The organism is Salininema proteolyticum (genome assembly GCF_042685645.1).
GTDB lineage: Bacteria > Actinomycetota > Actinomycetes > Mycobacteriales > Micromonosporaceae > Salininema > Salininema proteolyticum.
In genome coordinates this window covers 4,534,573-4,559,776 of sequence record NZ_JBHUNX010000001.1, presented here as the reverse complement: position 1 = coordinate 4,559,776, position 25,204 = coordinate 4,534,573, and the positions used below count along the sequence as shown (strand labels likewise).

19 protein-coding genes are annotated in these 25,204 nt (G+C 69.9%); 10 read left to right on the top strand and 9 right to left on the bottom strand.

Annotation, left to right across the window (positions count from 1 at the left end; all coding sequences use genetic code 11):
• Positions 1–258: 258 nt before the first annotated feature.
• From ACFTE1_RS21210 to ACFTE1_RS21180, 7 genes are all read right to left on the bottom strand, one after another.
• Positions 259–1,278, bottom strand: a complete 1,020-nt coding sequence (locus tag ACFTE1_RS21210; protein ID WP_380617700.1) for a hemolysin family protein — start codon at positions 1,276–1,278, stop codon at positions 259–261.
• Positions 1,275–2,618 carry a hemolysin family protein gene (locus ACFTE1_RS21205; RefSeq protein ID WP_380617701.1) on the bottom strand — a complete coding sequence of 448 codons (1,344 nt, stop codon included), beginning with the start codon at positions 2,616–2,618 and terminating at the stop codon, positions 1,275–1,277. The genes ACFTE1_RS21210 and ACFTE1_RS21205 overlap by 4 nt, the downstream gene beginning before the upstream one ends.
• A 134-nt stretch (positions 2,619–2,752) precedes the next feature.
• Complete coding sequence (locus ACFTE1_RS21200) at positions 2,753–3,103, bottom strand: heat shock protein transcriptional repressor HspR (protein WP_380617902.1); 351 nt, start codon at positions 3,101–3,103, stop codon at positions 2,753–2,755.
• Between the two features lie 185 nt (positions 3,104–3,288).
• The gene (gene dnaJ / locus ACFTE1_RS21195) at positions 3,289–4,407 is read right to left on the bottom strand and encodes a molecular chaperone DnaJ (protein WP_380617702.1); all 1,119 of its coding nucleotides are present in this window, start codon (positions 4,405–4,407) and stop codon (positions 3,289–3,291) included.
• Positions 4,408–4,418: 11 nt separating this feature from the next.
• Entirely contained in the window at positions 4,419–5,138 is a 720-nt protein-coding gene (gene grpE, locus ACFTE1_RS21190) for a nucleotide exchange factor GrpE (protein WP_380617703.1), read from the bottom strand.
• Positions 5,138–6,982, bottom strand: a complete 1,845-nt coding sequence (gene dnaK, locus ACFTE1_RS21185; RefSeq protein ID WP_380617704.1) for a molecular chaperone DnaK — start codon at positions 6,980–6,982, stop codon at positions 5,138–5,140. The genes grpE and dnaK overlap by 1 nt, the downstream gene beginning before the upstream one ends.
• A gap of 392 nt (positions 6,983–7,374) precedes the next feature.
• A complete protein-coding gene (locus ACFTE1_RS21180; protein WP_380617705.1) occupies positions 7,375–7,752 on the bottom strand; it encodes a hypothetical protein in 378 nt (125 codons plus the stop codon).
• Positions 7,753–8,252: 500 nt separating this feature from the next.
• Here ACFTE1_RS21180 and ACFTE1_RS21175 point away from each other — a divergent pair, with 500 nt between their 5' ends.
• The 5 genes from ACFTE1_RS21175 to ACFTE1_RS21155 all read left to right on the top strand — a co-directional run bounded on the left by ACFTE1_RS21175 (position 8,253) and on the right by ACFTE1_RS21155 (position 11,123).
• Positions 8,253–8,873, top strand: coding sequence for a copper resistance CopC family protein (locus tag ACFTE1_RS21175; protein ID WP_380617706.1), 621 nt, complete (start codon positions 8,253–8,255; stop codon positions 8,871–8,873).
• A gap of 201 nt (positions 8,874–9,074) precedes the next feature.
• Positions 9,075–9,446, top strand: coding sequence for a hypothetical protein (locus ACFTE1_RS21170; protein WP_380617707.1), 372 nt, complete (start codon positions 9,075–9,077; stop codon positions 9,444–9,446).
• A complete protein-coding gene (locus ACFTE1_RS21165; protein WP_380617708.1) occupies positions 9,433–9,885 on the top strand; it encodes a hypothetical protein in 453 nt (150 codons plus the stop codon). The genes ACFTE1_RS21170 and ACFTE1_RS21165 overlap by 14 nt, the downstream gene beginning before the upstream one ends.
• A gap of 54 nt (positions 9,886–9,939) precedes the next feature.
• Entirely contained in the window at positions 9,940–10,569 is a 630-nt protein-coding gene (locus ACFTE1_RS21160) for a hypothetical protein (protein ID WP_380617709.1), read from the top strand.
• 77 nt (positions 10,570–10,646) lie between these two features.
• Positions 10,647–11,123, top strand: a complete 477-nt coding sequence (locus tag ACFTE1_RS21155; RefSeq protein WP_380617710.1) for a GNAT family N-acetyltransferase — start codon at positions 10,647–10,649, stop codon at positions 11,121–11,123.
• 249 nt (positions 11,124–11,372) lie between these two features.
• Here ACFTE1_RS21155 and ACFTE1_RS21150 read toward each other — a convergent pair whose 3' ends face one another.
• Positions 11,373–11,996, bottom strand: a complete 624-nt coding sequence (locus tag ACFTE1_RS21150; protein ID WP_380617711.1) for a hypothetical protein — start codon at positions 11,994–11,996, stop codon at positions 11,373–11,375.
• A complete protein-coding gene (locus ACFTE1_RS21145) occupies positions 11,996–14,386 on the bottom strand; it encodes an FtsK/SpoIIIE domain-containing protein (protein ID WP_380617712.1) in 2,391 nt (796 codons plus the stop codon). Before ACFTE1_RS21145 ends, ACFTE1_RS21150 begins: the two co-directional genes overlap by 1 nt.
• Positions 14,387–14,690: 304 nt before the next feature.
• On the opposite strand from ACFTE1_RS21145, the gene ACFTE1_RS21140 reads away from it, so the two are divergent.
• From ACFTE1_RS21140 to ACFTE1_RS21120, 5 genes are all read left to right on the top strand, one after another.
• The gene (locus ACFTE1_RS21140; RefSeq protein WP_380617713.1) at positions 14,691–15,320 is read left to right on the top strand and encodes a hypothetical protein; all 630 of its coding nucleotides are present in this window, start codon (positions 14,691–14,693) and stop codon (positions 15,318–15,320) included.
• 119 nt (positions 15,321–15,439) lie between these two features.
• Entirely contained in the window at positions 15,440–17,476 is a 2,037-nt protein-coding gene (locus ACFTE1_RS21135) for a flotillin family protein (protein WP_380617714.1), read from the top strand.
• A gap of 122 nt (positions 17,477–17,598) precedes the next feature.
• On the top strand, positions 17,599–22,857 hold the full coding sequence (locus tag ACFTE1_RS21130; RefSeq protein ID WP_380617715.1) for a DNA repair ATPase: 5,259 nt from the start codon (positions 17,599–17,601) through the stop codon (positions 22,855–22,857).
• A 372-nt stretch (positions 22,858–23,229) separates the two neighbouring features.
• The gene (locus tag ACFTE1_RS21125; protein ID WP_380617716.1) at positions 23,230–24,264 is read left to right on the top strand and encodes an excalibur calcium-binding domain-containing protein; all 1,035 of its coding nucleotides are present in this window, start codon (positions 23,230–23,232) and stop codon (positions 24,262–24,264) included.
• A gap of 97 nt (positions 24,265–24,361) precedes the next feature.
• Positions 24,362–25,201 (top strand): siderophore-interacting protein, encoded by an 840-nt coding sequence (locus tag ACFTE1_RS21120; protein ID WP_380617717.1) that lies wholly within the window; start codon positions 24,362–24,364, stop codon positions 25,199–25,201.
• Positions 25,202–25,204 lie beyond the last annotated feature (3 nt).

Genomic DNA, 25,204 nt, shown 5'->3' with positions numbered 1-25,204 from the left:
AGCCCGGGCGGCCTCTTATTCGAAAACGGACGCAAAATTCGAATGCCCGATCCCATGGACCGGGAAGATCCCCAGCACACGGAAGCGACCGCGCGCGCACGCCGTGGGAGCGCACCCACGGAACCGGCCGGGCCGCGAGTGCGCACGCACGCTGTGGGAGCGCACCGGACGGCGTTTTCCGCCCAGCGCGGAGAAACGGCCGGGCCGCGAGCCCGCACGGTGGCGGAATGCTCGCGGCCCGGCCGGTCGGGTATCGGTCTAACGGCGGTCCGACTCGTCGTAGAAGTCGCCCATGATCTCCTCGAGGAGGTCCTCCATGGCGACGAGACCGACAACGGCGTAGCTCTCGTCGGTCACGAGGGCCAGCTGCGAGTGCTGTCGCTTCAGCAGCGCCACCGCGTCGGAGACGGTCGTGTTCGCCGGAGCCAGGAGCGGCGCGAACGCCAGGCGGCCGGCGCTCGGGTCCTCCTTGGCCGTCACCGCCTGGCGCACGTGCACCAGGCCCACGGGCTGGTCGTCCGGGCCGACCACGACCAGGCGCGAGCGCCCCGTGTCCCGGCAGACGGCCTCGATCTCCCGGCAGCGGGCCGAGGCGGGGACGGTGACGACCGTGTCCCAGGGAACGGCCACCTCCCCGACCGTCGTCTCCTGCACCTGGATGGCGTGGGTGAGGATGTCGCGCTCGGGCTGGTCGAGCAGCCCGGCCTCGGCGCTGGAGCGCAGCAGGTAGCGCAGCTCCTGCGGCGAGTGCGCCTGGGCCTTCTCGTCGGCGGGCTCCACCCCGAACAGGCGCAGCAGCCCGTTGGCCGAGACGTTGAGGAACGCGATGAGCGGACGGGCGATCCACACGAAGGCCCGGAAGGGCCAGATGAGGATCGACGCCGAGCGCTCCGGGTGGCTGATGGCCCAGGACTTGGGCATCATCTCGCCGACGACCATGTGCAGGAAGACGACGATGAGCAGAGCGATGGTGAACGCGATGGCGTGCGAGGCGCCCGAGGGCAGGCCGAGGGCGTGCAGCGGGCCCTCGAACAGGGTCGCGACGGCCGGCTCGGCGAGCGCGCCGAGCCCGACGGTGCAGACGGTGATGCCCAGCTGCGCTCCCGCGAGCATGATCGACAGGTGCCTGGTCCCGTCGAGGGCCGAGCGCGAGGCGCGGGTATTGATCTGCTCGAGCCGGTGGGCGCGGGAGGCGACGAGGGCGAACTCGGCGGCCACGAAGAACGCGTTGAGCACGAGCAGGAGTACGGAGACGGCGAGTGCGGGTCCGGGGCTCATACGGCCTCCCCCTCTCGCAGGGGCCGCATCTCGACCGCTTGCGGCACGTGCCGAGCGATGGAGACGACCAGGAGTTCGACCCTGTCGACCTGCGGGTCGGAGGTGGCGACCGGGAGGGTCACCTCGTCGTCCTTGCGGGGCAGGCGCCCCAGCTCGGACATGACGAGCCCGCCGATGGTCTCGTAGTGCTCGGACTCGGGCAGGCCGATGCCGGTGGCGTCGGCTATCTCGTCGATGCGCCAGCGGCCGGGCACGATCCACGCGCCGCCGGAGAGGGCGACCGGGCCGGCCTCGTAGCGGTCCTGTTCGTCGCGGATGTCCCCGACGAGTTCCTCGGCGAGGTCCTCGAGGGTCACGATCCCGTCGAAGCCGCCGTACTCGTCGACGACGCAGGCCATCTGGCGGTGCTGGGAGCGCATGTTCTCCAGCAGCTGCGGCAGCGGGAGCGACCCGGGGACCAGGAGGGCCGGGTCGGCAGCGGCCACCGCCGGGGTTTCGGCGCGGTCCTCGCGGGGGACCTTGATGATGTTGGACAGCCCGATGACGCCGCGGATGTCGTCGACGTCGCTGCCCAGGATCGGGAAGCGCGAGTGCCCGGTGTGGAGGGCGTCGACGGCGTCGGCGACGGTGGCGTCGGTCGGGAGGGTGTGCACGTCCACGCGCGGGGTGGAGGCCTGCTCGGCGGTGATCTCGCTGAAGTCGAGCCCGCGGTCGAGCAGCTCGGACAGTCCGGCGTCGAGGGTGCCCTCGTCGCGGGACTGGTCGATGATGTGGTGGAGGTCCTCGGCCGTGGCCGCGTGCTCCAGCTCCTCGACGGCGTGGATGCCGATGAGCCTCAGGAGCTTCGTGGAGGCCGCGTCGAAGAAGGTGATGAGCGGCCCGAAGACGGCGAGGTATATCTGGGTCGGCCGGGAGAGCCAGAGGGCCAGCGCCTCGGTGCGGGCGATGGCGAGGTTCTTGGGACCCAGCTCGCCGAGCACCATCTGGATGACGTTGGCGACGAGGAAGGACAGGACGGCGCCGATGGTGATCGAGACGCCCGCGGGGACTCCCGCGGTTCCGAAGAGGGCGGCGAGTCCCTTTCCCAGGTAGGGTTCGGCGAAGAAGCCGACGAAGAGGGCCGTGACGGTGATTCCCAGCTGGGCCCCGGAGAGGGCGAAGGAGAGCCGTCGGACGATGGCCAGGGCCCGGCGCGCCTGGGGCGCGCGGTCCGGGTCGTTGGCCATGATGTCCTGGATCCTGGAGCGGTCCACGGCGGTGTAGGCGAATTCGAGGGCCACGAAGAATCCCGTGGCGGCCGTTACGGCGAGAATGATGGCCAGACCAATGGCTATGAGCACTATGACCTGGCCTTGAGACTATGACTATCGTCCATGGAGACATTGTAAGGCCGCCGGATCCCGGGGCGCCATCCGCTTCTCGGCGCCCCCGCACGGCCGGTGCGCAAGCTCATAGGGCTCGCGGCCGCCCCGGATCAGCGGCGGCGGGGCCGCCAGACGGCGATCTCGCCGCTCTGGCGCACGGCGACCTGTTTGGTGAAGGCCTCGGCGACGGCGTGCAGCTCCGTCATCTCGGCGCGCATCCGGGCGACCTCCTCGGCGAGCGCGGCGGCCTTGGCCCTGGCCTGGTCGGCTTCCCGCTGCAGGTCGATGATGCGCTTGATGCCGGCGAGGTTGATGCCCTCGTCCTGGCTGAGGCGCTGCACCTCGCGCAGGTCGCTGACGTCGCGGGCCGAGTAGCGGCGCCCGCCGCCGGGCGTCCGGCCCGGCTCGACCAGCCCGATGCGGTCGTACTGGCGCAGCGTCTGCGGGTGCATGCCGGCCATCTCGGCGGCGACGGAGATGGTGAGGATCTTCGCCTCGTAGTCGGCGTCGCCCTCGGAGACCGTCACTTCGATGACGGTCCTGCTCTTGCGTCTCGGGGTGGCTGCCACGGTCTCTCCTCCCGTTCGGTGTCCCTTTCCAAGACACCCCGGCGCCGCCGCCCATTCCCGGGCGGCGGCGCCGGCGTCTACGGATTCTTGCCGGTGAACTCGGTCAGGTCGCGCCGGTCGGCCGGCGGCTCGACGGCCGCGTACTTCTCCAGCGCTTCCTTGGCCTCGCGGCTCAAGTCCTGCGGCACCTGGACGTCGACGGTCACCAGCAGGTCTCCCTTGCCGGGGACGCCGCGCCCCTTGACGCGCAGGACGCGTCCGGACGGCGTTCCGGCCGGGACCCTCATGGTCACCGAGTCCTCCAGCGTCGGCACCGACACCTTCGCGCCCAGTGCGGCCTCCGTGTAGGCGACCGGCAGGCGGAGGGTCAGGTTGTTCCCGTCCCGCCCGAACAGCGGGTGGTTGCGGACGTGCACGTCGACCATGAGGTCGCCGGACGGCCCGCCCCGCTCGCCGGGGGCGCCGCGCCCGGCCAGCCGGATGGTCTGGCCGTCGCGGATGCCCGCCGGGATGCGGACGGTGATGGTGCGGTCCTTGGTGACCGCCCCGGAACCGCCGCACTCCGAGCACGGCGTCGGGACGATCGACCCCGACCCTTCGCAGTCGGGGCACGTCTGCTGGAACGAGAAGCCGCCCTGGTTGACCGTGACCATGCCCGCGCCCGAACAGCGGGGGCACGTCTGCGGGCTGGTGCCCGGCGCCGCGCCCGACCCGTGGCAGGTCTCGCACGTCCCCGGGGCCCGCATGCGCAGGTCGTGGGTGGTCCCCTGGACGGCGTCGGCGAAGTCGACGGTCATGTGCGTGCGCAGGTCGTTGCCCGGTCTCGGGCCGCGGCTGCGACGCCGGGAGCCTCCGAAGAGGTTCCCGAAGATGTCGCCGAAGTCGCCGGACGACGAACCCTGGCGGAAGAGGTCCTCCATGTTGACCCCTCCGCCGCCGAATCCGCCGAAGCCTCCGCGGCCCGACTTCATCAGCTGGACCTCGTCGTACTCGGCGCGCTTCGCGTCGTCGTGGAGGACCGAGTAGGCCTCGGACACCGCCTTGAACCTGTCCTCCGCGCCCGGTTCGCTGTTGTTGTCCGGGTGGTACTGGCGCACCAGTTTGCGGTAGGCCTTGTCGATGTCCTTCTTGGAGGCGTCCGAAGGCACGCCGAGCTCGGCGTAGAAGTCCTTGTCAAGCCAGTCCTGCGATGCCATCGGTCCCCCTCCTACTCCTCGTTCTTCGGGTCATCCCCGCCCTCGGAGCCCTTCGGCTCCGCGGGCCCGTCCTCGGAGCCGGCTTCCTCGGGGGCGTCGGCGACGGCCACCATGGCGGGCCGCACCAGGCGCTCCCCGATGCGGTAGCCGCGGCGCATCACGTCGATGCACGTGGGGCCGTCCACGCTCGGGTCCTGCAGGTGCGCGACCGCCTCGTGGATCGCCGGGTCGAAGGAGTCGCCCTTCTCCCCGAACGCCTCCAGGCCCTGCTTCTCCAGGGCGGAGGCGAGGCTGTCGGCGACCGCGGCGAACGGGCCGGTGAGGTCGCCGTGCTCGCGCGCCCTGTCGAGGTCGTCAAGCACCGGCAGCAGCGCGGAGACCAGGTTGCCCACCGCGAGCTCGGCGGCGCGGGACTTGTCCCGCTCGACGCGCTTGCGGTAGTTCTGGTACTCGGCCGTCACGCGCTGCAGGTCGGCGGTGCGCTCGGACAGGCTCTTCTCCAGGACCTTGAAGGACTCCTCCATCGCGGCTCCGTCCTCTTCGGCGGCGGCCAGGATGTCGTCCACGGTCAGGGCCTCGCCCTCTTCGGGCGCGTCATCGCCCTCCGCGGAGGAGCCCCGGTCGGTCTCGGCGTTCTCGGCCCCCTCCGGGGCGGCCTCCTCGGAGCCGTTGTCGGGCTCTCCGGCGGCCGCCTCTTCGCGAGGCTCTTCGCCCTTGTTCTCGTCGCTCACTACTTCTTGTCCTTGTCGTCGTCGACGATCTCGGCGTCCACCACGTTCTCGTCGCCCTCGGCCTGGCCGCCGTCCTCGGCGCCGCCCTGCGGCTGCTCGCCGGCGGACTGCTGGGCCGCGTACATGGCGGCTCCGGCCTCCTGGCTGACCTTGGACAGCTCCTCGGTGGCGGTCTTGATCTTCTCGACGTCGCTGCCGGCCAGGGCGCTCTTGAGCTCGGTGACCGACTCGTCGAGCTTGGTCTTGGTCTCCTCCGGGATCTTGTCGCCGTTCTCGGCGACGAGCTTCTCGGTCTGGAAGACCAGCGACTCGCCGAGGTTGCGGGTCTCGGCCTCCTCGCGGCGCTTCTTGTCCTCCTCGGCGTGCTCCTCGGCCTCGCGCATCATGCGGTCGATGTCGTCCTTCGGCAGCGAGGAGCCGCCGGAGATCGTCATCGACTGGGCCTTGCCGGTGGCCTGGTCCTTCGCCGAGACGTTCACGATGCCGTTGGCGTCGATGTCGAAGGTGACCTCGATCTGCGGGACGCCGCGCGGGGCCGGCGGGAGGCCGGTCAGCTCGAAGGTGCCGAGCTTCTTGTTGTAGGCCGCGATCTCGCGCTCTCCCTGGAAGACCTGGATGAGCACGGAGGGCTGGTTGTCGTCGGCGGTGCTGAAGGTCTCCGAGCGCTTGGTCGGGATGGCCGAGTTGCGGTCGATGAGCTTGGTGAAGATGCCGCCCTTGGTCTCGATACCGAGGCTCAGCGGGGTCACGTCGACCAGCAGGACGTCCTTGACCTCGCCCTTGATGACGCCCGCCTGGAGCGCGGCGCCGACGGCGACGACCTCGTCGGGGTTGACGCCCTTGTGGGCGTCGCGGCCGATGAGGCCCTTGACCAGCTCGTTGACGGCCGGCATGCGGGTCGAGCCGCCCACGAGGATGACGTGGTCGACGTCGCCGACCTGGACTCCGGCGTCCTTGATGGCCTGCTGGAACGGCTTCTTGGTCCGCTCGAGGAGGTCGGAGGTCATCTGCTCGAACTCGGCGCGGGTGAGCGAGACGTCCAGGTGGAGCGGCCCGTCGGCGCCGGCGGTGATGTAGGGCAGGTTGATCGTCGTGTTGGCCGCGCTGGACAGCTCGATCTTGGCCTTCTCGGAGGCCTCCTTGAGGCGCTGCATGGCCATGTTGTCCTTGGACAGGTCCACGCCGTACTGGCCGTTGAAGGTCTTGACCAGGTGCTGGATGATCCGGTCGTCCCAGTCGTCGCCGCCGAGGTGGTTGTCGCCCGAGGTGGACTTCACCTGGATGAGGCCTTCGGCGATCTCCAGCAGGGACACGTCGAAGGTGCCGCCGCCGAGGTCGAAGACGAGGACCAACTCTTCCTGCTCGCCCTTGTCGAGGCCGTAGGCCAGGGCGGCGGAGGTCGGCTCGTTGATGATGCGCAGGACGTTGAGGCCCGCGATCTCGCCGGCCTCCTTGGTCGCGGTGCGCTGCGCGTCGTTGAAGTACGCCGGCACGGTGACGACCGCGTCGGTGACCTCTTCACCCAGGTAGGCCTCGGCGTCGCGCTTGAGCTTCATGAGGATGCGGGCGCTGATCTCCTGGGCGGAGTAGGCCTTGCCGTCGATGTCGATCGACCAGTCGGTGCCCATGTGGCGCTTGACCGAGCGGATCGTCCGGTCGGGGTTGGTGACGGCCTGCCGCTTGGCGACCTCACCGACGAGGACCTCGCCGTTCTTCGCGAACGCGACGATCGACGGGGTGGTGCGCTGGCCCTCCGCGTTGGTGATCACGGTGGGCTCGCCGCCCTCGAGGACCGAGACGACGGAATTGGTGGTGCCGAGGTCAATACCGACCGCACGTGCCATATTCGTTCTCCTGACTGCTTTTCTGCCAGTCCGCCGCCGGACCTCTCTCGCGTCCGGCGGCGGCTCCATGCCTTTTATTTGCTCTTGCTTCATCGCGGGACGGGGCGTGCCGTCCGGGCTCGCCCGAGCGCCTTGCGGCCCCCTGAGCTCCCGGTCCCACGCGGGGCCGTCCCTCAGTCATAATCTCAAAACTTGAGTCCGCTAGACTCAATATTGCTCGCCGGCGGTGGCGGCGTCAAGATTTTCGGGGCATTGTGAGTAACCAGACAAAGTTGAGCGGACTCCACTCAACTTTACCGGGGTGCTTCGGCAGGGTCGGCACGCCCCTGCCGCCGGGCCGTCCCCGGTGCGGAGAATACCGGCGGGGGCCGGCGGCGTCAGCCGCTTCGGCCTTACTCCCCCGCGACCTGCGCCGCGCGGTGGCAGTCGTTCAGGATTCCATTGGCCAGCTCCCAAGCGTCGCAAGGCCACTCGGACCCGCACGTCGCGCAGTCCACGCCCAGCAGCTGCTCCGGAACGTGCTCCCTCCAGAGCTTGGCGGCCAGCTCCCAGCCGACCCACTCCTCCACGCCCCGCGGGGCCTCCAGGGGAGGCGGCTGCTCCACCGAGTAGAGGCTCTCCGTCCGCTTCCTCCGTGTCCGCCGCTGTTCCGTGCGCTGCTCCGTCGCGAAACCCACCCGGGTGCCCGCCTTCCTACGGCTCTGCCGGCCGCTCTGCCATCGGTCGAGGCGCACCTCCGTGCGCCGCTGCTCTCCGTCGTGTCGAGCCACGTTCTTATCGCCTCCTAGCTGGGCCGGCGGCTTCAGAGGAATCGTCGCGGCGAGCTCCCTGGTATCGCCTTCGACGGGCGGCTCCTCGGGAACCGCCGTGCGCCCCTCGGGCGCGATGGATCTGCTGACTGTGGACAAAGAAACCGACCAACCTTCATCGCTGCCCTTCCCCGTTTACCAAGTTCCACTGTGCGCGATCCTCAACGGCCGCGCGTGGACGCCGTCCGCCCCGGGCGCTCGGCCCCGGGCGGAAACGGTGCGGCCGCTCCCCCTCCGCCGCCCGGCCGGGCGGTCGGACGGGCCCGAGCGGGCACCCGTCGTCACTTCGGATAACGAATGAATAACACTGTTGGTCACGGTCGCGGCGGGAGGCGGAGCCGCGCGGGAGAACCGTCACAGCGCCCCTTTTCTCCTGCGGCAGCACATATCCCCCTGTGACCTGGACCTTCGAGCACCACCTCCGGAAGAGTGACCCGGGCGCGCATGGAAGGATGCGGGGCATGTGGAAAAGAATATTCGCGGCCGCGCTGACCGGCCTCGTCGGCACGCTCGGCGTGTCCACGGCCGCCTCCGCCCACGCCGCGCTGCTGGAGACCAGTCCGGAGGACGGCGCCGCGCTCGACGCCGCGCCCGAGACGGTCACCTTCACCTTCAACGAGGACCTCGACCCGGACAACTCCCAGGTCGGAGCCTCCGGACCCGACGGCGACCTCGACCTGGCCGAGCCGTCGGTCGATGGGAACACGCTGACCCAGCCGATGACGTACACCGCTCCGGGCGAGTACACCGTCTCCTACCGCGTCCTCTCCGAGGACGGCCACAACGTCAGCGGCACCATCGCCTTCGAGGCGGAGTCGATCCCCGAAGCGCTGCGGGCCGACGGCGGCGAGGACACCGAGCCCACCGCCGAGCAGAGCGAGACCGCCGAAGGCCCGGACGGGGAAGCCTCCCCCTCCGAGGAATCCGCCTCCGACTCCGAGGGCGGCAACGGCATGAAGAACGGCCTGCTCGCCCTCCTCGGCGTCGTCGTGGTCGTCGCCATCGTCATCGCCTTCGTGAAGATCGTCGGCGGCAGGAAGAACGACGGCGGAGGAGACTCCGGCAGCGAGGACTCCCCCTAGCCGGCCCATCGCCCGCGCGACGGCAACGGCCGTCCGGACGGGGCGACCGTGCGCCCGGACGGAACCGCGGTCCCGGGCACAGGGCGCCCGCGGACGGGCCGAAAGAGAACGCGAGCGGTCGGGGCCGCGCGGCCCCGACGGCTCTTCACAACCGGCCCGTCCACATCCCCCTCCCTCCCGAAGAGGTAATACCGTGGTCACGTGATCGAGTGGCTGTACTACCCCGCCCTGGCCCTTTCCCTGGCCCTGGGCCTCTGGTTCCTGGTCGACACGGCCCGCTTCGCCCGCCCCGGCCGACCGCACGCGATCGGCATCGGGGTCATGGAGGCCGCCGTCCTCACCGTCATCGTCGGCGGGTTCGCCCGCGTCCCCGGCGCCCCCGGCGACGAGAAGGCCCTCTTCTTCAGCTACCTGGTCGTGGCATTGCTGGTTCCCGTTTTCGCCTACTTCTGGGGCAGGATCGACCGCAGCCGCTGGGGCATCGGCACCGTCGCCGTCGCCCCCTTCGTCGTGGCCGCCCTGCTCTTCCGCTGCAACCAGATCTGGGAGACCCACATCAATGTCGTCGGATAACCCGGACCGGAGCCTCGCCAGCGGCCCCGGACGGCTCATCGCCCTCGTCTACACCGTCTTCGCCGTCTCGGCCGGAGCCCGCGCGCTCTTCCAGGTCGGCACGAAATTCACCGAGGCGCCCCTCAGCTACACCCTCTCCACCATCGCCGCGGCCGTGTACATCGTCGCCGCCGTCGCCATCGTGCGCGGACGCCGGACCACCGCGCAGATCGCCGTGGGCATCGAACTGGCCGGCGTGCTCGCCGTCGGGGCGCTCAGCTACGCCGTTCCCTCGCTCTTCCCCGAGGCGAGCGTCTGGTCGCACTTCGGCTCCGGATACGCCTTCGTTCCGCTCCTCCTGCCGATAGGCGGAGCGATATACCTCGCACAGGTCCGCCGGCGCAGAAGCTTATACAATTCTGAAACTGCTTGTGGCGGTGGCGCGGCTTCAGTATCTTGACTCCATATCCCCTCCCCCGACCCCGCCGTACCGCACAGCGAATCGAGTCAGCGCATGACAGCCGAACCTCCCGAAACGCCGGCCTACCTCCGCTCGGGCCTCTTCGACGACGCAGAGACCGGCCGGGGAGGGGGAGACCGCTCCGTTCCGGCGGACGGGTCCGCCCCCGAACCCGAGCCCTTCGACGCGGACGGCCCGTTCGACCTCCAGCGCCTGCACGCCTACCTCCTGGCCCGCGGCACGGCCGACGGCGGCTCGCAGACGGCCTGGGGCATCGCCAACCTCCTGCGCTCGCAGCAGGACGACATGTGGAAGCGCATCGCCGAGCAGGTCGAGGACGGGGAGATCTCCTACTGGGACATCCCCATGGACGAGGACGTGCGCAGCGCGGTCGAGGAGGGCGACGACGAGACGGTCGACATGCTCCGGACCATCGCCCGCAGCGCCGACCCGACCTCGCAGTCCGGGCAGGGCGCGTCCGCCGGGCACGGCCCGAGTCCCGCCCCGGCGGACGCCGGAACGGGCGACGGCGGGGCGCGCACCTCGTCCGACCAGTGGCGTCCGGACGACGAGGAAGACGACGAGGACCCGGACTTCGACCCCGACTACCGCCCCGGGCGCGACGGCATCGACCCCGACGCGGCCGAGATGTGGGGCGTCGCCGAGGACAGCCCCTACGACTGACCGCCGTCGTTCCACCGGCGCCCCAAGGGGATCGGGTCCTTGTTATGGTGGGCACCCCCGCTTGTGAGGAGATCCCCGTGACCCTTGAGATCGACGTCGTCACCGACGAGAACCTAACGCTCGCCCTTCCGCTCATCGCCGATTACCAGCGGTTTTACGGGCAGGAGCCGGACGAGGAGCGCAACCGCGCCTTCTTCGGCGACCTGGTGGCCGACGACCGGCTCGGACTGCAGTTGATCGCGATGGACGGCGGCGAGGCCGTCGGGTTCGCGACGCTCTACTGGGTCCGCACGTCCACCCGCGCGACCGTCGACGCCCTGTTGAACGACCTCTATGTGGTGCCGGAGTACCGCGGGCGCGGAACCGAGGGCGTCGGAACGCTCCTGATGCGCGCCGCCGCGAAGGCGGCCGCGGAGCGCGGATACCCGGTCATGAACTGGGAGACCGCCCCGGACAACCACTCCGGTCAAGCGCTCTACGACCGGTTCAACCGCGAGGAGCCCGGCCGGGGCTCGCGCGAGATCTGGTACCACTACTCGTACGAGAGTGAGTAGACCACGAGTAGGCCGCGAGGGGCCGCAGGCCGGTGAGCCCGCCGGACGCGCTGCCATCCGGTGGTCGGAGGGTGATGGCCATCCCGTGATCGGGTCGCGAGGCACTCCCGTGGTCAGGGCGTGGCCAGGGTGCAACGGCCATCCCGTGATCAGGTCGCCAGGCACTCCCGTGGCCAGGGTGCAACGGCCATCCCGCAGTCAAGGCGGAATGCCCGTCCCATGACCGGCGCACGCTGGAACGGGCCCGCGTCAACCGGCGAAAGCGGCGTACGCGGCCACCGCGCACGCCGTGGCAGCTATGACCAGGCCCAGGCGGGGATTGCGCACCAGCTTCTCCGGCTCCCCGAGGCGCGGACGGGCGACGACGCCGATCGCGAGCCACCCGGCGCCGAAGGCCGCCAGCGGGAACGCCACCAGAATGGCCAGCAGGATCAGAAGGTCCACGATCCCGTCGCCCGACCACGTGCGCAGCGCGACGAGTTGGGCGGCCAAACCCGCCAGGGCCGCTCCGGCGTAGACGACGGCATTGCGCTCGTCGGAACGCCAGCGCGGCAGGAACGCCGGCCGGTGCGCCAGGTACTTGGCCTCTTCGAGGTCCCCCTCGGCGGCCCTCAGGTCGTGTTCCACAGCGTCCAACGAGTCCGGCTGCGCCGCCGCCTCCGGCCGTCCTCCCGCGGGCTTCGCCCGCGTCGCGGCGGCCAGCGCCTCCGCCGAGGCCCGGCCTTCGTCCGAGGCCGCCCGGAGCTGCTCAGCGCGCTGCGCGGAGCTCTCCATGGCGGCCCGGTGCGCCTCCGCCTGCGAGGCGGAGCGCCGGCGCACCGTGTCCAGTTCCTGAAGGGTCTGCCGGTACAGGTCGGCTGTCGTCGCGGCCATCAGAAGATCCTCTCCTCGGCGGTGCCGGACTGGTGGGGCATCGCCACGCCCTCGGGCCTCGTGAACGGGATGATGAGCCTCCCGCCGGAGTCGTCGCTGTGGCGGTCGATGAGCAGAGCCCTTCCCGCACGCGGCGACCAGTGCGAGTACTGCTGTCCGAAGTGGCCTATGAGCTCGCCTCCGGGGATCGTGCCGACGAGGCTGACCGCGCAGTCCTCCCGGCCCGCGCTGCCGCCGATGTCGTCCATGTGACGGCGGAGTGCGCGCCACCAGCCGAGGATGTGGACGCCTCTCTCCGGACCGCGGCGGAGCAGCTCGCGGAACCGGGTGAGGCCGGCGCGGTCCAGGCCGTGGTTCTCCGCCCCCCACACGGCTATGACGGTGTCGTCGGCGACGTCCTCCATCGCCTCGGCGAGCGAGGCGGCCTTCTCGACTCCCTCGGGGAGGACGGCCGCCCCCGTTTCGTCGACGGCGACGACACGGCGTTCGGGGACCAGCCCCTCGACCGCCGCTTCGAGCGTCTCCCCCAGGGCCTTGTCCGACCCCAGCAGTGCGAGGTTGCGTCCGGGCGACCGGGTGAGCGCCGGGGCGGCGATGCTGAGCCCGACGTCCACGTGCCGCCCGAGCGCGAGGCGGTCGCCGCCCTTCTCTCCGGGAAGGGCGTCGGAGAGGTGGAGCGGTTTGTACCCGTAGAAGATCCGGGGCGGGCGGGCGTCGGCGAAGGTCCGGTTCAGATTCTCGCGGACCGCGCGCATGTGGTCGTCGTCGGCGTTGGGGAAGCGGACGATCCGGTCGGCGCCCTTGGCTCCCCCCTCGGTGTTGACGACGACCTGCCCGAGGGAGAGCCCTTGGGCGGCGTTGTTGTCCGGTTCCAGGATGGTCTTCGCGCCGGGCAGGGCCACGCGCATGGGGAACTGCCCGAAGATGGAGTCCTTCTTGGCCCACAGGGACTCGATGCCGGAGAGCGTCTGGGAGGCGAGGACGAGGTGGACGCCGTAGGAGCGGCCCTTGCGCGCGATGGTCTCCAGGGCCGCGACGGCCTGCTGGGCCACGCGGTCGTTGCCGGCCAGCAGCACCTGGAACTCGTCGGCGACGCAGACGATCCGCGGATATTCCTCGTGGCGGCGCAGCGCGGCGTAGGAGGACACCCCCAGGTTCTTCATGACCTGGCTGCGCCGCACCATCTCCTGCGAGAGCGCCTCCAGGACGGCGAGCCCGTACTCGCGGTCGGACTCCACGCCCACGGCGCGCGCGTGCGGGATGTAGGTGCGGTCGCGGCCGGTGGGGATGAACTCGCTGAAGGACACTCCCTCTTTGAAGTCCAGGAGGAAGAGCGCGACGTCGCCGGGCCGGTAGCGGGTGGCGAGCCCGTAGAGCAGGTCGAGGAGGAAGACGGTCTTGCCGCCGCCGGTGCGTCCGCCGATGAGCCAGTGCGGCGTGAGGTCGTCGAAGCGGAGCGCGACGTCGCCGGAGCGGTCGCGGCCGATGCGCACCTCGAGGCCGTCGGCGGGGTCGGCGTCGCCCGTCCGCAGGGGGACGAGGTCCGAGAAGCGCAGGGTCCCCGCCTCCCGGGCGCGGTCGGCGAGGCGGGCGGCCTCCGAGGCCAGGTAGGAGGAGGACGGGACGGACGGCAGGGTCAGCGGGATCGCGTACTCCTCGCCCGTCGTCCACGGTTCCCCGGGTGGATTGTGGACGGTCGCGGAACTCTCGCCGATGTCGATCCTCGTCGCCTGCTGCAGGTCGGGGAGTCCGCAGGCGATGATCGCGACGCCGTGGGCCCTTCCGGAGTGGGCGAGCGCGTCGAGCCGCTGCCGGTGGGCGCGGGTGGGCGCCTCCCATGAGGCCACGACGAGGACCAAGCGGTCGTCGGACCGCCCGGCGATGGCCTCGGCGACCTGCCGTTCGGCCATGTCGAGGACGCGCGCCTGACCGGCGGCGTCGGTGGCGACCTCCTCCAGCACGCCGGCCTGCTGCAGGGCGGTGAAGGGCGCGAAGGCCGCTCCCAGTGCGCCGGTGTCCATGCCGACGACGCGGACGGCGCCGGGGTCGGTGCGAGCGAGGACGTGGAGGAGGGCGGTCTGGGCCAGGCCCGCCACCGCCGGGTCGCGGGCGTCGCGGGAGAGCGCGAGGTGGCCGCCCTCCCCGAAGGGGACCAGGGCGGGGACGGTCGCTCCGCTGTGCAGTGCGAAGTGCCCCACCGGAAGGCGCCAGGGATCTCCGCGCAGGTCGTCGAGGTCCAGTGAGGAGGCGGCCGCGTCCTCCGCGGCGGCCAGGCGAGGGTCGACGGGGGCCGGTTCCGCCTCGGCCCGGGCTCCGAGCCGCGCGATCCGCTCCGGGATCGCGGAGAAGGCGGACAGGGACCGTTCGAGGTGTGCGCGAAAACCCGGCACAGGCGCTCCTTCCGGACGGTGAGGACCCGACGGACTCAGGATAGTCGGTCGCCCCTCGCCCCGCGAGCACGGACGGACTTCGCCGCGGCCGGCTCGACCGGACGAACGTCCTTCGTCTTCTCCTCGCACCGAGGCGAAAGCGCGGTCACCGGCCTCATCCGCAACCTGGCCTCCGGCGCGCGCGTTCCTTATAGTGGAGTCAGGACCTCGCCGAACCGCCCGTTCGGCGAAGCCGCGGGCGCCGCCGCCTCGCGGAGCCCGGACCACTATCGCCCCTGCCCAGCACGATAAAGGATCGAGCCCGATGCGCGATTTCCTCGAGACTGCCGTCTCCTTCCCTCCCGTTGTGTTCACCTTCGGCATGATCCTCGTCGTCCTCTACTGGCTGATCGTCATGCTCGGCCTGTTCGACATAGACGCCTTCGACTCCGACGTGGACGCCGACGGCGACAGCTTCCTCTCCTCGCTGGGCTTCGGCTCGGTGCCCGCCACCGTCATCCTGAGCCTGTGGACGATCACCGGCTGGGTGGTGACCATGCTCGGCACCATCTGGCTCCGGTCCACGTCCGGAGCGACGGTGTGGATCGTCGTGGGCGGCATAGCCCTGCTCGTGGCCGGGCTGGGGCTGGGGATGCTCATCGCCCGCCTCCTGGCCGCCCCGCTGTCCAAGGTCTTCGAGGACGCCCCCGTGACGCAGCGGAGCGACCTGGTCGGCCGCCAGTGCGTCATCCGCACCGGCTCCGTCACCACCGAGTACGGCCAGGCCGACGTGAAGGACGACTCCGGCGCGGAGCACACCGTCAACATCCGACGCTCCCACCACGAGCCCGAGCCGGTCGGCGACGACGACTACGGGCGCGGAAAGACGGTTGTCATCTTCGACTATGATGACGACACGGACACGTATCTCGTGATACCCACCGACATAGACTGAGAAAGCACGTATCCCCGTGCCGCGGCATAGACGCCGGCGCTCGCTCCCTGGGCGTTGACGGCACCGTATACGATCGACAAAGCCCAACCCGCTCCCGATTATTCTTCTGAGGACATTCCATGGACGAATCCGTGATGGCCACGATATGGATCGCAGTGGCCGTTCTAGCACTGGTGGTGCTAGGCCTCTTGATATCCATCAAGCTCTTCTACCGCAAAGTGGCCCAAGGCCAGGCGATGATCATCAAGCGCATGGGGTCGTCGGTCAAGGTGTCGTTCAACTCGGCGATGGTCTTCCCGATCATCCACACCACCGAGATCATGAACATCGCCCTGAAGCCGCTGGTCATCCGGCGGCGCGGCAAGGACGGCCTGATCTGCGGCGACAACATCCGCGCCGATGTGGACATCACGTTCTTCGTGAAGGTCAACAAGATCGAAGAGGACGTCATCAAGGTCTCCGACATCGTCGGAACCCAGCGCGCCAGTGACGACGAGACCATGCAGGACCTGTTCCAGGCCCAGTTCTCCGAGGCGGTCAAGACCGTCGGCCGGCAGATGGAGTTCTCCGACCTGTACACCGACCGCGACGGCTTCCGCGACCGCATCAAGGCCATGGTCGGTCGGGAACTGTACGGCTACACGCTCGACGGCGTCGCCATCGACTACCTCGAGCAGACCCCCATGACGGAGCTGGACGCGGAGAACATCCTGGACGCCCAGGGCATCCGGAAGATCACCGAGCTGACCGCCCGCGAGTCGGTCTCCACCAACGAGCACCGCCGCAACGAAGAGCGCGAGATCAAGCGCCAGGACGTCGAGGCGCAGGAGTCGATCTTCGAGCTCGAGCGCCGCGAGGAGGAGGCCAAGATCCGCCAGGAGCGCGAGATCGAGACCCTCCGCGCCCGCGAGCACGCCGAGGTCGCCAAGGTCCGCGCCGAGGAGCACCTCAAGTCCGAGAGCGCGCGCATCGCCACCGAGGAGCAGACCGGCGTCCTCCACGAGAACCGCTTGCGCGAGATCGCCGTGGCGGAGAAGAACCGCGAGCGCGTCATCGCCGTGGAGACCGAGCGCATCGAGAAGGACCGCGTCCTCGAGGTCGTCTCCCGCGACCGCGAGGAGGAGCTCGCCACGATCGCCAAGAACAAGGAGGTCGAGGGCGAGAAGCGCGACATCGCCGAGGTCGTCCGCGAGCGCATCGCCGTGGAGAAGACCGTCGCCGAGCAGGAGGAGGCCATCAAGCGCCTCCGCGCCGTCGAGGACGCCGAGCGCCAGCGCGAGGCCACCATCATCTCCGCCGAGGCCGAGGCCCAGGAGAACCTGGTGAAGGACATCAAGGCCGCCGAGGCCGCCGAGCAGGCCTCGAAGTTCAAGGCCCGCGAGCGCATCGCGATGGCCGAGGCCGAGCAGCAGGCCGCCGAGATGGACGCCCGCGCCAAGGTCCGCCAGGCCGAGGGCGAGCAGGCCCTGGCCGCCGCCGACGGACTCGCCGCCGTGCAGGTCCGCGAGGCCGAGGCCGACGCCATCGAGAAGGGCGGGCTGGCCGAGGCCAAGGCCGCCGAGGCCCTGGGCCTCGCCGAGGCCGAGGCCTCGAAGGCGAAGGGCACCACCGAGGCCGAGGTTCTGCGCGAGAAGCTGCGCAACGAGGCCGCGGGCCTCACCGAGAAGGCCGCGGCGATGGACGCCCTGTCCAACGCCAGCCGCGAGCACGAGGAGTTCCGCCTCCGCCTGGAGATGGAGAAGGAGCTGCGCCAGGCCGAGATCGACGCCCGCCGCTCGATCGCCGAGGAGCAGGCCAAGGTCATCGCCACGGGTCTGGAGGGCGCCGACATCTCGATCGTCGGCGGCGAGACCCAGTTCTTCGACCGGGTCGCCGGCGCCGTGTCCTACGGCAAGGCCGTCGACGGCTTCATGGAGAACTCCACTGTCGCGCAGAGCATCGCCGCGAACTGGTCCAACGGTTCGACCAGCTTCTCGGAGGACCTCAAGGAGGTCCTGTCCACCGTCGGCTCGGACGAGGTCAAGAACCTGACCGTCTCGGCCGCCCTGACGAAGCTGATGCAGCGCGACGGATCCGACTCCGCCGTGTCCGGGCTGCTGTCCAAGGCCCGCGAGCTGGGAGTCGACGACAAGCCCGTCATAGAGATGACGCGCTAGCCGCGTCAGGCGGGAGGAGCGCCCTTCGCACCGGCGCTCCTCCCGTCCCTATGGCCCGGGCCCGAGGCCCGTTCCGTCCCCCCTGACACCTCCGAACCACGACCATTGCGAGGGCACCGACGATGGCAGAGGCAGCCTCCGAGCCGACGACCACTGAAGAGACCGACGAAGCCCCGAACGAGGGCGCTCTGGACCAGGGCACTTACGAAGTCCTGACCCGGCGGCTGGCGGCCCGCGCCGACGAGTTGAGCCGCCGCGCCGAGGCGCTCAACGGCGACCGGGTCGAGGCCTTCGGCTCGACCGAGCTGACGCTGCTGGGCACCGCGCGGGTGCGCACCGCGAACAACTGCGTGCCGCGGGACATGGTGCAGGTGGGCGGGAAGCTGCTCTTCGGGTACAACGTCCACATCGGGCTCCGCTCCACCACCGGGGTGTCCGACGTGTTCACCGTCTACGACTTCGCCGGCGAGGGCGGCAAGTTCGCGCTGACCGAGGCCGAGGAGACGCACCACGTCCTCGGCCAGGAGCAGTTCACCAAGGACTTCACCGAGATGTACCGGTACTACCGGGGCACGGAGCTGTACCGGATCCGGGAGACCGACTCGCGGATCCTGGCGGTCTTCACCATCGGCGACAACGCCAACGACCGGCGCGTCCTGCGCTGGCGCAACGACGGGTCGCTCGACTACATCGACAACAAGGGCGAGGCCGACGACGTCCAGCCGGCCGACCACGACTTCGAGTGGACGGTGACGACGCGCGACATGCACGTCAATGGCCGCCACCCGCACGTCTCGATCGAGGACGAGCTGTTCGTGGAGTGCGTCGGCGGTTCGCTGACGGTCAAGGTCGAGGACAACACCGCCACCGGCGAGGGCATCTACTCCGAGCCGGTGGACGAGCGGCTGCAGTCCCTGGCCGACGCCGACATCTCCTACGCCCGGGTGGGCCCGCTCCTGCTGCTGAAGATCCTCCCGTACAAGGAGCAGCGCACCCGCTACCTCCTCTACAACACGCGCACCGGGGACATCCGCCGCGTCGACGAGATCGGGTTGTCCTGCCGGGCGCTGCCGGAGGACCACGGAATCATCTTCCCCGGCGGCTACTACCTCAACGAGGGCGTCCTCAAGACCTTCCAGACCGACGACGTCGAGGGCCTCACCTTCCAGCGGGCCCTGCGCTCCCCCAACGGGGAGGACGTCCTCTACGTCTTCTACGACCACTCCGAGGGCCGCAGCCTCCTGCTGCCCTACAACCTGATCCGCAAGGAAGTCGCGGCGCCCATGAGCGTCCACGGCTACACGATCTTCGACGACGGCACCCTGCTGGCCTTCCGCGCCCAGGACGAGCCGACGCGCGTGCACACCCTGCAGATCTGGGAGTCCCCCTTCATCTCCGACGCGCGCGCCGCCGCACTGGAGGCCGAGGCCGACCACGACGCGAACCCGATCGCGCGCGTCGGCAACGCCGAGGCCGTCCGGGCCGTCTCCGACTCCCTGTCGGTGGTGCGGGCCGTCCGCGAGGCCGAACCGACGCAGGCGGTGTACGAGGCGCTGATCGCGCTGGCCACCCGCTGCGTCGACGACTACCCGTGGCTGGCCGACGAGGGCCTGCACGGGTTGAACGAGACGCTCGGCGAGATCCGCGAGACCGCCGAGTCCGTGCTCGACGAGTACGCCACGGTCACCGAGCTGACCGATCTGGCCCGCAAGAACCTCGCCGAGGCGAAGGACAAGTCGCTCAAACTGATCCGCCGCGCCCGGGGCGAGGCGCCCAAGTCCGCCGGGCAGTGGGTGGACCTGCTGACCGAGCTGCGCGGGCAGATCGGCCACGCGATCACCCTGCGCGACACCAAGTACATCGACCGCGAGGGCCTGGACGCCGTCCAGGCCGACCTGGAGGAGTGCCTCGACTCGACGGCGCGCCGCGCGGTGTCGTTCCTGGAGCGCGACGACGCCTTCGACTCCTACCACAAGGACATCGACGGGCTGTCGGCCAAGGCCGAGTCCCTGGAGACGGTCGCCGAGGCCGCTCCGGTCCTGGAGTCGTTGGCGGCCCACCAGGAGGGCCTCGACGGGCTGACGCAGGTCGTGGCGAACCTCGACATCGCCGACGCCACCGTCCGCACCGCCATCCTGGGGCGCGTCTCCGAGGTGCTGGCCGCGGTCAACCGGACCCGCGCCTCCCTGGAGGCCCGCAAGCGCTCCCTCGCCGAGGGCGAGGGCCGCGCCGAGTTCGCCGCCGAGTACGCGCTGCTGAACCAGGCCGTCACCGCCGCCCTGTCCAATGCGGACAACCCGAGCGCGTGCGACGAGCAGCTGGCCCGCCTGCTGGTGACCATCGAGAACCTCGAGACCCGCTTCGCCGACTTCGACGAGTTCGCGACCCAGCTGGAGGACAAGCGCAACGACGTCTACGAGGCGTTCACCTCCCGCAAGCAGAGCCTCCTCGACGAGGCCGCCCGCCGGGCCGGGCAGCTGGCCGACTCGGCCGACCGGATCCTGGAGGCCGTCAAGCGCCGGGCCGCCGGACTCGACACGCTCGACGAGATCAACACGTACTTCGCCTCCGACCCCATGATCGAGCGCCTGCGCAAGGTCGTCGGGGAGCTGCGCGGGCTGGACGAGACCGTCCGCGCCGAGGAGATCGAGGGGCGCATCCAGACCGCCCGCCAGGAGGCGGGCCGGGCGCTGCTGGACAACCAGGACCTCTACGACGGCGACGCGATCAAGTTCGGGCGCCACCGCCTGCCGGTGAACTCGCAGCCGCTCGACCTCACCCTCGTGGCCGAGGGCGACTCGATGGCCTTCAGCCTCGCCGGAACCGACTACCGCTCCCGCGTGGAGGACCCCGAGTTCCTGTCCACGCGCGAGTACTGGGACCAGCACCTGCCGTCCGAGAACGCCTTCCTCTACCGGGCGGCGTTCCTGGCGACGAGCCTCCTCGAAGAGCACGGCCCCGCCCGGCTCGGCTCGCAGGACCTGGCCGCGCTCTGCACGTCCGCCGCCTCCGAGCGCTACGACGAGGGCTACGAGCGCGGCGTCCACGACTCCGACGCCGCGGCGATCCTGGCCGAGCTGCTGCGCCTGCGCACCGCCGCCGGGACACTCCGCTACCCGGCCGCCTCCCGCGCCCTGGCCCGCCTCTGGTGGACCCACGGTGCGGGATCCGACCAGCGCGAACGCTTCCGCGTAGAGGCCGTCAGCCGTCACAAGCTCCAGGAGCTGTTCGGGGGCGACGCCCTCAAGGACCTCCGCGCCGAGGTCGCCGAGGCCGTCGCCGACTGGGACCCGATCCACGCCGGATCGCCCGCCTCGGCCGCCGAGTACCTCATCGAGGAACTGGCCGAGGCCTCCCGCGGCTTCGCGCTCTCCGGCCGGGCCAAGACCCTGCTCGACGGCTTCGACCGCCACCTGTCCCCCGCCGTCCGCGACGGGCTCGACAAGGACCTCGCCGCACTGGAGGACAGCCTGGCCTCGCAGTGGCATCTCGCCTACTCGTGGCTGGAGGCCTACGCCTCCCAGTCGGACGACGAGCGGTTCGACGCCGGGGACCTCCCCGAGGCCGCCGCCCACCTCGTCGCCCCGACCGACACCTACGACCTCTCGGCCGACCTCTACGGCACCGTCGAGAACCTGCTCGGGACGCACCCGACCGTCAAGGACCGGACCCTGTCGTTCCGGCTGGACGACCTCCTCGACCTCTCCCGGCACTTCCGCTCCGAGGTGCTGCCCGGCTACCGGGCCTACCAGGAGAAGCGGAGCGACCTGGTGGCGCGCCACAAGGAGTCGCTGCGGCTGGAGGAGTACAAGCCGCGCGTCATGTCGTCCTTCGTGCGCAACCAGCTGATCGACGAGGTCTACCTGGAGCTGATCGGCGCCAACCTGACCAAGCAGATCGGCGCCGGGTCCGAGGGCAACCGACGCACCGACCAGTCCGGCCTGCTCATGCTCATCTCCCCGCCCGGCTACGGGAAGACGACGCTCATGGAGTACGTCGCCGACCGGCTCGGGATGATGCTCGTCAAGGTCAACGGCCCGTCGCTGGGGCACGGAACGGTGTCGGTCGACCCGGACGAGGCGCCCAACGCCACCGCGCGCCAAGAGGTCGAGAAGATCAACTTCGCCCTCGAGTGCGGCAACAACGTGCTGCTGTACCTGGACGACATCCAGCACACCAACCCCGAGCTGCTGCAGAAGTTCATCTCCCTGTGCGACGGCACCCGCCGCATGGAGGGCGTGTGGAACGGCCGGACCCGCACCTACGACATGCGCGGGAAGCGGTTCGCCGTCTGCATGGCGGGCAACCCCTACACCGAGGCGGGGCAGAAGTTCCGCATCCCCGACATGCTCGCCAACCGCGCCGACGTGTGGAACCTCGGCGACATCCTGGGCGGCCGCGAGGACCTCTTCGCGCAGTCCTACATCGAGAACGCGCTGACGTCCAACCCCGTCACCACGCCGCTCTCGGGGCGCTCGCGCTCGGACGTCCGGCTGATCATACGGCTGGCGGCGGACGACCCGACCGCCACGCAGGACGACCTCGAACACCCCTACTCCGCGGGGGAGCTGGACCAGATCCTCTCGGTCATGCGCAAGCTCCTTCACATTCAGAAGACCGTGCTGCGCAACAACATGGCCTATATCGAGTCCGCCGCCACCGACGACGCCTCGCGGACCGAGCCGGCGTTCTTCCTGCAGGGCTCCTACCGCAACATGGCCCGCCTGGCCGAGCGGGTCGTGCCCGTCATGAACGAGGAGGAGCTGGAGGCGGTCATCGACGACCACTACCGCGGCGAGGCGCAGACCCTGGCCGCCGGCGCCGAGGCGAACCTCCTCAAACTCAAGGAACTGCGCGGCCGACTCTCCGACGAGGAGAAGGCGCGCTGGGCCGAGGTGAAGGAGTCGTTCCTCAAACAGAAGGCCCTGGGCGGCGGCTCCGAGGAGGACCCTGTCAACCGCGCCATCGGCGCGATCGGGCTGCTGTCGGACCAGGTCTCGGCCATCGGGAGCGTCATGCGCGACTATGCCGCGCAGGATCCGAAGCCCGTCGTCGTGCAGGGCTCGGCCGGATCGCCGGCTTCGGGACCCGCTCCGGCCGCCTCCTCCGTGGAGGCGAGGCCGCGTTCCGAGCAGGGCGGAGCGGCGCGGGCCGACCAGCCCGCCGCACGGCCTTCCACGCCCGCTCAGGCCTCCGCGGAGGCCGCACGGAACTCCGGCAACGACGGTGAACCTCACGAGGCCGGGATCAGGAAGCGGTCCGGCGGCGGGGAGAAGACCGTCCAACTGCGGCCGCCCGCCGAGACGGCGGCCGGGGAGCCCGACACCCACAAGTCCCAGAAGCTCTGGGGCCCGTCGTACGACGATCGCGACGCCGACTGAGTTCTTCCCAGGCGGAAGCTTGAGCGCAGCGGCCGTTCCTTCCGGAAGACGGGAGCGGCAACGAACACTGCGAAGACTGATGTGAGGGCCGGCCCCGCGCGTGACTTCCCCAAGGGTCACGCGTGGGGCCGGTTCACGTTCCGACCCGGCATTCACGCTGCCGAACAATCCATGTGCATTGCCCAATTTAAGTGATATAACTCACTAAATCACATATAATAAATATATCGGCATTGCTGCTGGTCCAACTCCACGTTGTCCCTCAGTCTCACTCACGGCCGACCGAAGGGACCGTCTCTCATGACTCCGACCGATTCGAACGGTCCGCCCCAGGCAGAATCCGGCGGATCCCAATCCTTCGCCACTGCTGGAATGGTCCTGGGCATTGTCGCCGCCTCCACTGCCTTCATTCCCGTACTCAACATCGCTTCCTACTTCCTGGCCCTCCTTGCCATCGTGTTCGCAGCTCTCTGGCTCGCCGAACAGATCCCGAAGAGAACCCCCGGACGAACGAAGTCGCTGGTAGCGGTCTACACGGCGGTCGGAGCGGCAGTAGTGTCCCTGGTGCTCCTGTCTGTCGTAGTCACCGTGTCCGACCCTCCGGATGAAGAGAGCGGGTCATCCACCACCGAAAGTACCGAGGACAGTGGCACCGTCACGACCGTCGAGCCCGGCCTCCTGATCGAGATCGCCACCGAAGACCACGGCGACAAGACCGTCTCGCTGCCGTCGGTCAAGGTTCCCGCTGACGCCGATCACTGTTGGGGCTCTCAATCCCACGAGTTCCTGACCGACCTTTTGACAGACGAGTCCATAACGGTGACCGCTCCGGACGACACGTGGGACGACGATGTCGTCCCCGCTCTCGCCGTCGAGATAGAACAAGCCGACCTGGGCGAGATGACCGTGTCCGCCGGACACGGAATCGTCTCCGAATCCGCGGCATCGGACGGAGACCTCCTACTCCGCGCACAAGCCGGCGCTAAGTTGCAAACGCTTGGACTGTGGGGAGAACCGTGCGAAGGAGACATCGAAGCGCTCTCCCCGGAAGCGGAGGAGCGCAAGGCGAAGGAGGCTGAGGAAAGGCGGAAGGCAGAGGAAGAGAGGGAAAGGGAGAGAGAAGCGGAAGAAGAGAGGGAAAGGGAAGAGGAAGCAGAGAAGGAAAGGGAGAGGGAAGCGGAGGAAAAGCTGAAGCGACAAGAGGAGGAGACCGAGGGCGGTTCCGACGGCGGGTCGAGCAATGACGGCGAGTCCGGCGACGGCGGGCAGGACGACGGTTCAGAGAGCACGGCCTATTATGAGAACTGCGACGCTGCCCGAGCGGCCGGCGCTGCACCCCTCTCTCGAGGGGACGCGGGATACGGTCGGCATTTGGACCGGGACGGCGACGGCGTCGCCTGCGAGTAGCCGCGACCGGCGACAGGTTCAGCGGCTGTTCGTTCTCCGAGGTGCGAGCGCCTCGGAGAACGCCGGCCTCCCGAACGGCTGCTACCATTGCCGCTCGATGGACCGATCACACCGAGACTCTCCGAACGTGCTCTTCAGGACGCGTGTCGCCGCCGTGCGACGGGTGTCGCCCGGTTTCCTCCGAGTGACGCTGGAGGGCTCGGACCTCGCGCGCCTCGTGCCCCGGGGACTGGACCAGCGGCTGAAGATCCTCCTCCCGGACGGCGAACTTCCCGCGTCCCTCGACGAATCGCTCCTTCCCGAAACGGAGTGGCGCCGCCGCTGGCGCGCGATCCCCGCCTCGTCGCGGCCGCCCATGCGCAGTTACACCGTCAGCGAGTCGCGCCCCGACCGGGGCGAACTGGACCTCGACTTCTTCGTGCACGCCGCGCCCGGACCCGGCAGCGGCTGGGCTTCGTCCGCGCGAGTCGGTGACAGGCTGGTGCTCTCCGCCCCCGACCGGCACCGGGACACCGGAAGCCACGGCGTGCAGTGGCGGCCCGGCAACGCGACACGGGTGCTGATCGGAGGAGACGAGACGGCCTACCCTGCGATCCGCGGCATTGTGAACGCACTGGGCCCGGATATCGACGCCGAGGTCGTCCTGGAAGCCGGCGACCCCGCCGACGCCGAGTTCCTCACCGGCGAACTGAAGACCGGACGCGTCGAGCTCGCCTTGCGGGAGAAGGGAATGCGCGGCGGCGAGGCCCTGCTCGACACGGCCGCCGGCCGACTGGCGAAGATCGGATCGGTCCTCGCCGGCGACGACGGCGGCTTCTACGCGTGGTTCGCCACCGAGAGCTCGCGGGTGTCCGCTATCCGCCACCGCGCGACGGAGGCCGGAATCGCCAGAGACCGAGTTCACGCTCAGGGCTACTGGAACGACCGACCGCGATAGGCG

Coding starts and splice junctions, on each gene's coding strand:
- ACFTE1_RS21210 (WP_380617700.1), bottom strand. CDS start 1,278: ATGAGCCCCGGACCCGCACTCGCCGTCTCCGTACTCCTGCTCGTGCTC.
- ACFTE1_RS21200 (WP_380617902.1), bottom strand. CDS start 3,103: ATGGCCGGCATGCACCCGCAGACGCTGCGCCAGTACGACCGCATCGGG.
- dnaJ (WP_380617702.1), bottom strand. CDS start 4,407: ATGGCATCGCAGGACTGGCTTGACAAGGACTTCTACGCCGAGCTCGGC.
- dnaK (WP_380617704.1), bottom strand. CDS start 6,982: ATGGCACGTGCGGTCGGTATTGACCTCGGCACCACCAATTCCGTCGTC.
- ACFTE1_RS21175 (WP_380617706.1), top strand. CDS start 8,253: ATGTGGAAAAGAATATTCGCGGCCGCGCTGACCGGCCTCGTCGGCACG.
- ACFTE1_RS21165 (WP_380617708.1), top strand. CDS start 9,433: ATGTCGTCGGATAACCCGGACCGGAGCCTCGCCAGCGGCCCCGGACGG.
- ACFTE1_RS21160 (WP_380617709.1), top strand. CDS start 9,940: ATGACAGCCGAACCTCCCGAAACGCCGGCCTACCTCCGCTCGGGCCTC.
- ACFTE1_RS21150 (WP_380617711.1), bottom strand. CDS start 11,996: ATGGCCGCGACGACAGCCGACCTGTACCGGCAGACCCTTCAGGAACTG.
- ACFTE1_RS21140 (WP_380617713.1), top strand. CDS start 14,691: ATGCGCGATTTCCTCGAGACTGCCGTCTCCTTCCCTCCCGTTGTGTTC.
- ACFTE1_RS21135 (WP_380617714.1), top strand. CDS start 15,440: ATGGACGAATCCGTGATGGCCACGATATGGATCGCAGTGGCCGTTCTA.
- ACFTE1_RS21130 (WP_380617715.1), top strand. CDS start 17,599: ATGGCAGAGGCAGCCTCCGAGCCGACGACCACTGAAGAGACCGACGAA.
- ACFTE1_RS21125 (WP_380617716.1), top strand. CDS start 23,230: ATGGTCCTGGGCATTGTCGCCGCCTCCACTGCCTTCATTCCCGTACTC.
- ACFTE1_RS21120 (WP_380617717.1), top strand. CDS start 24,362: ATGGACCGATCACACCGAGACTCTCCGAACGTGCTCTTCAGGACGCGT.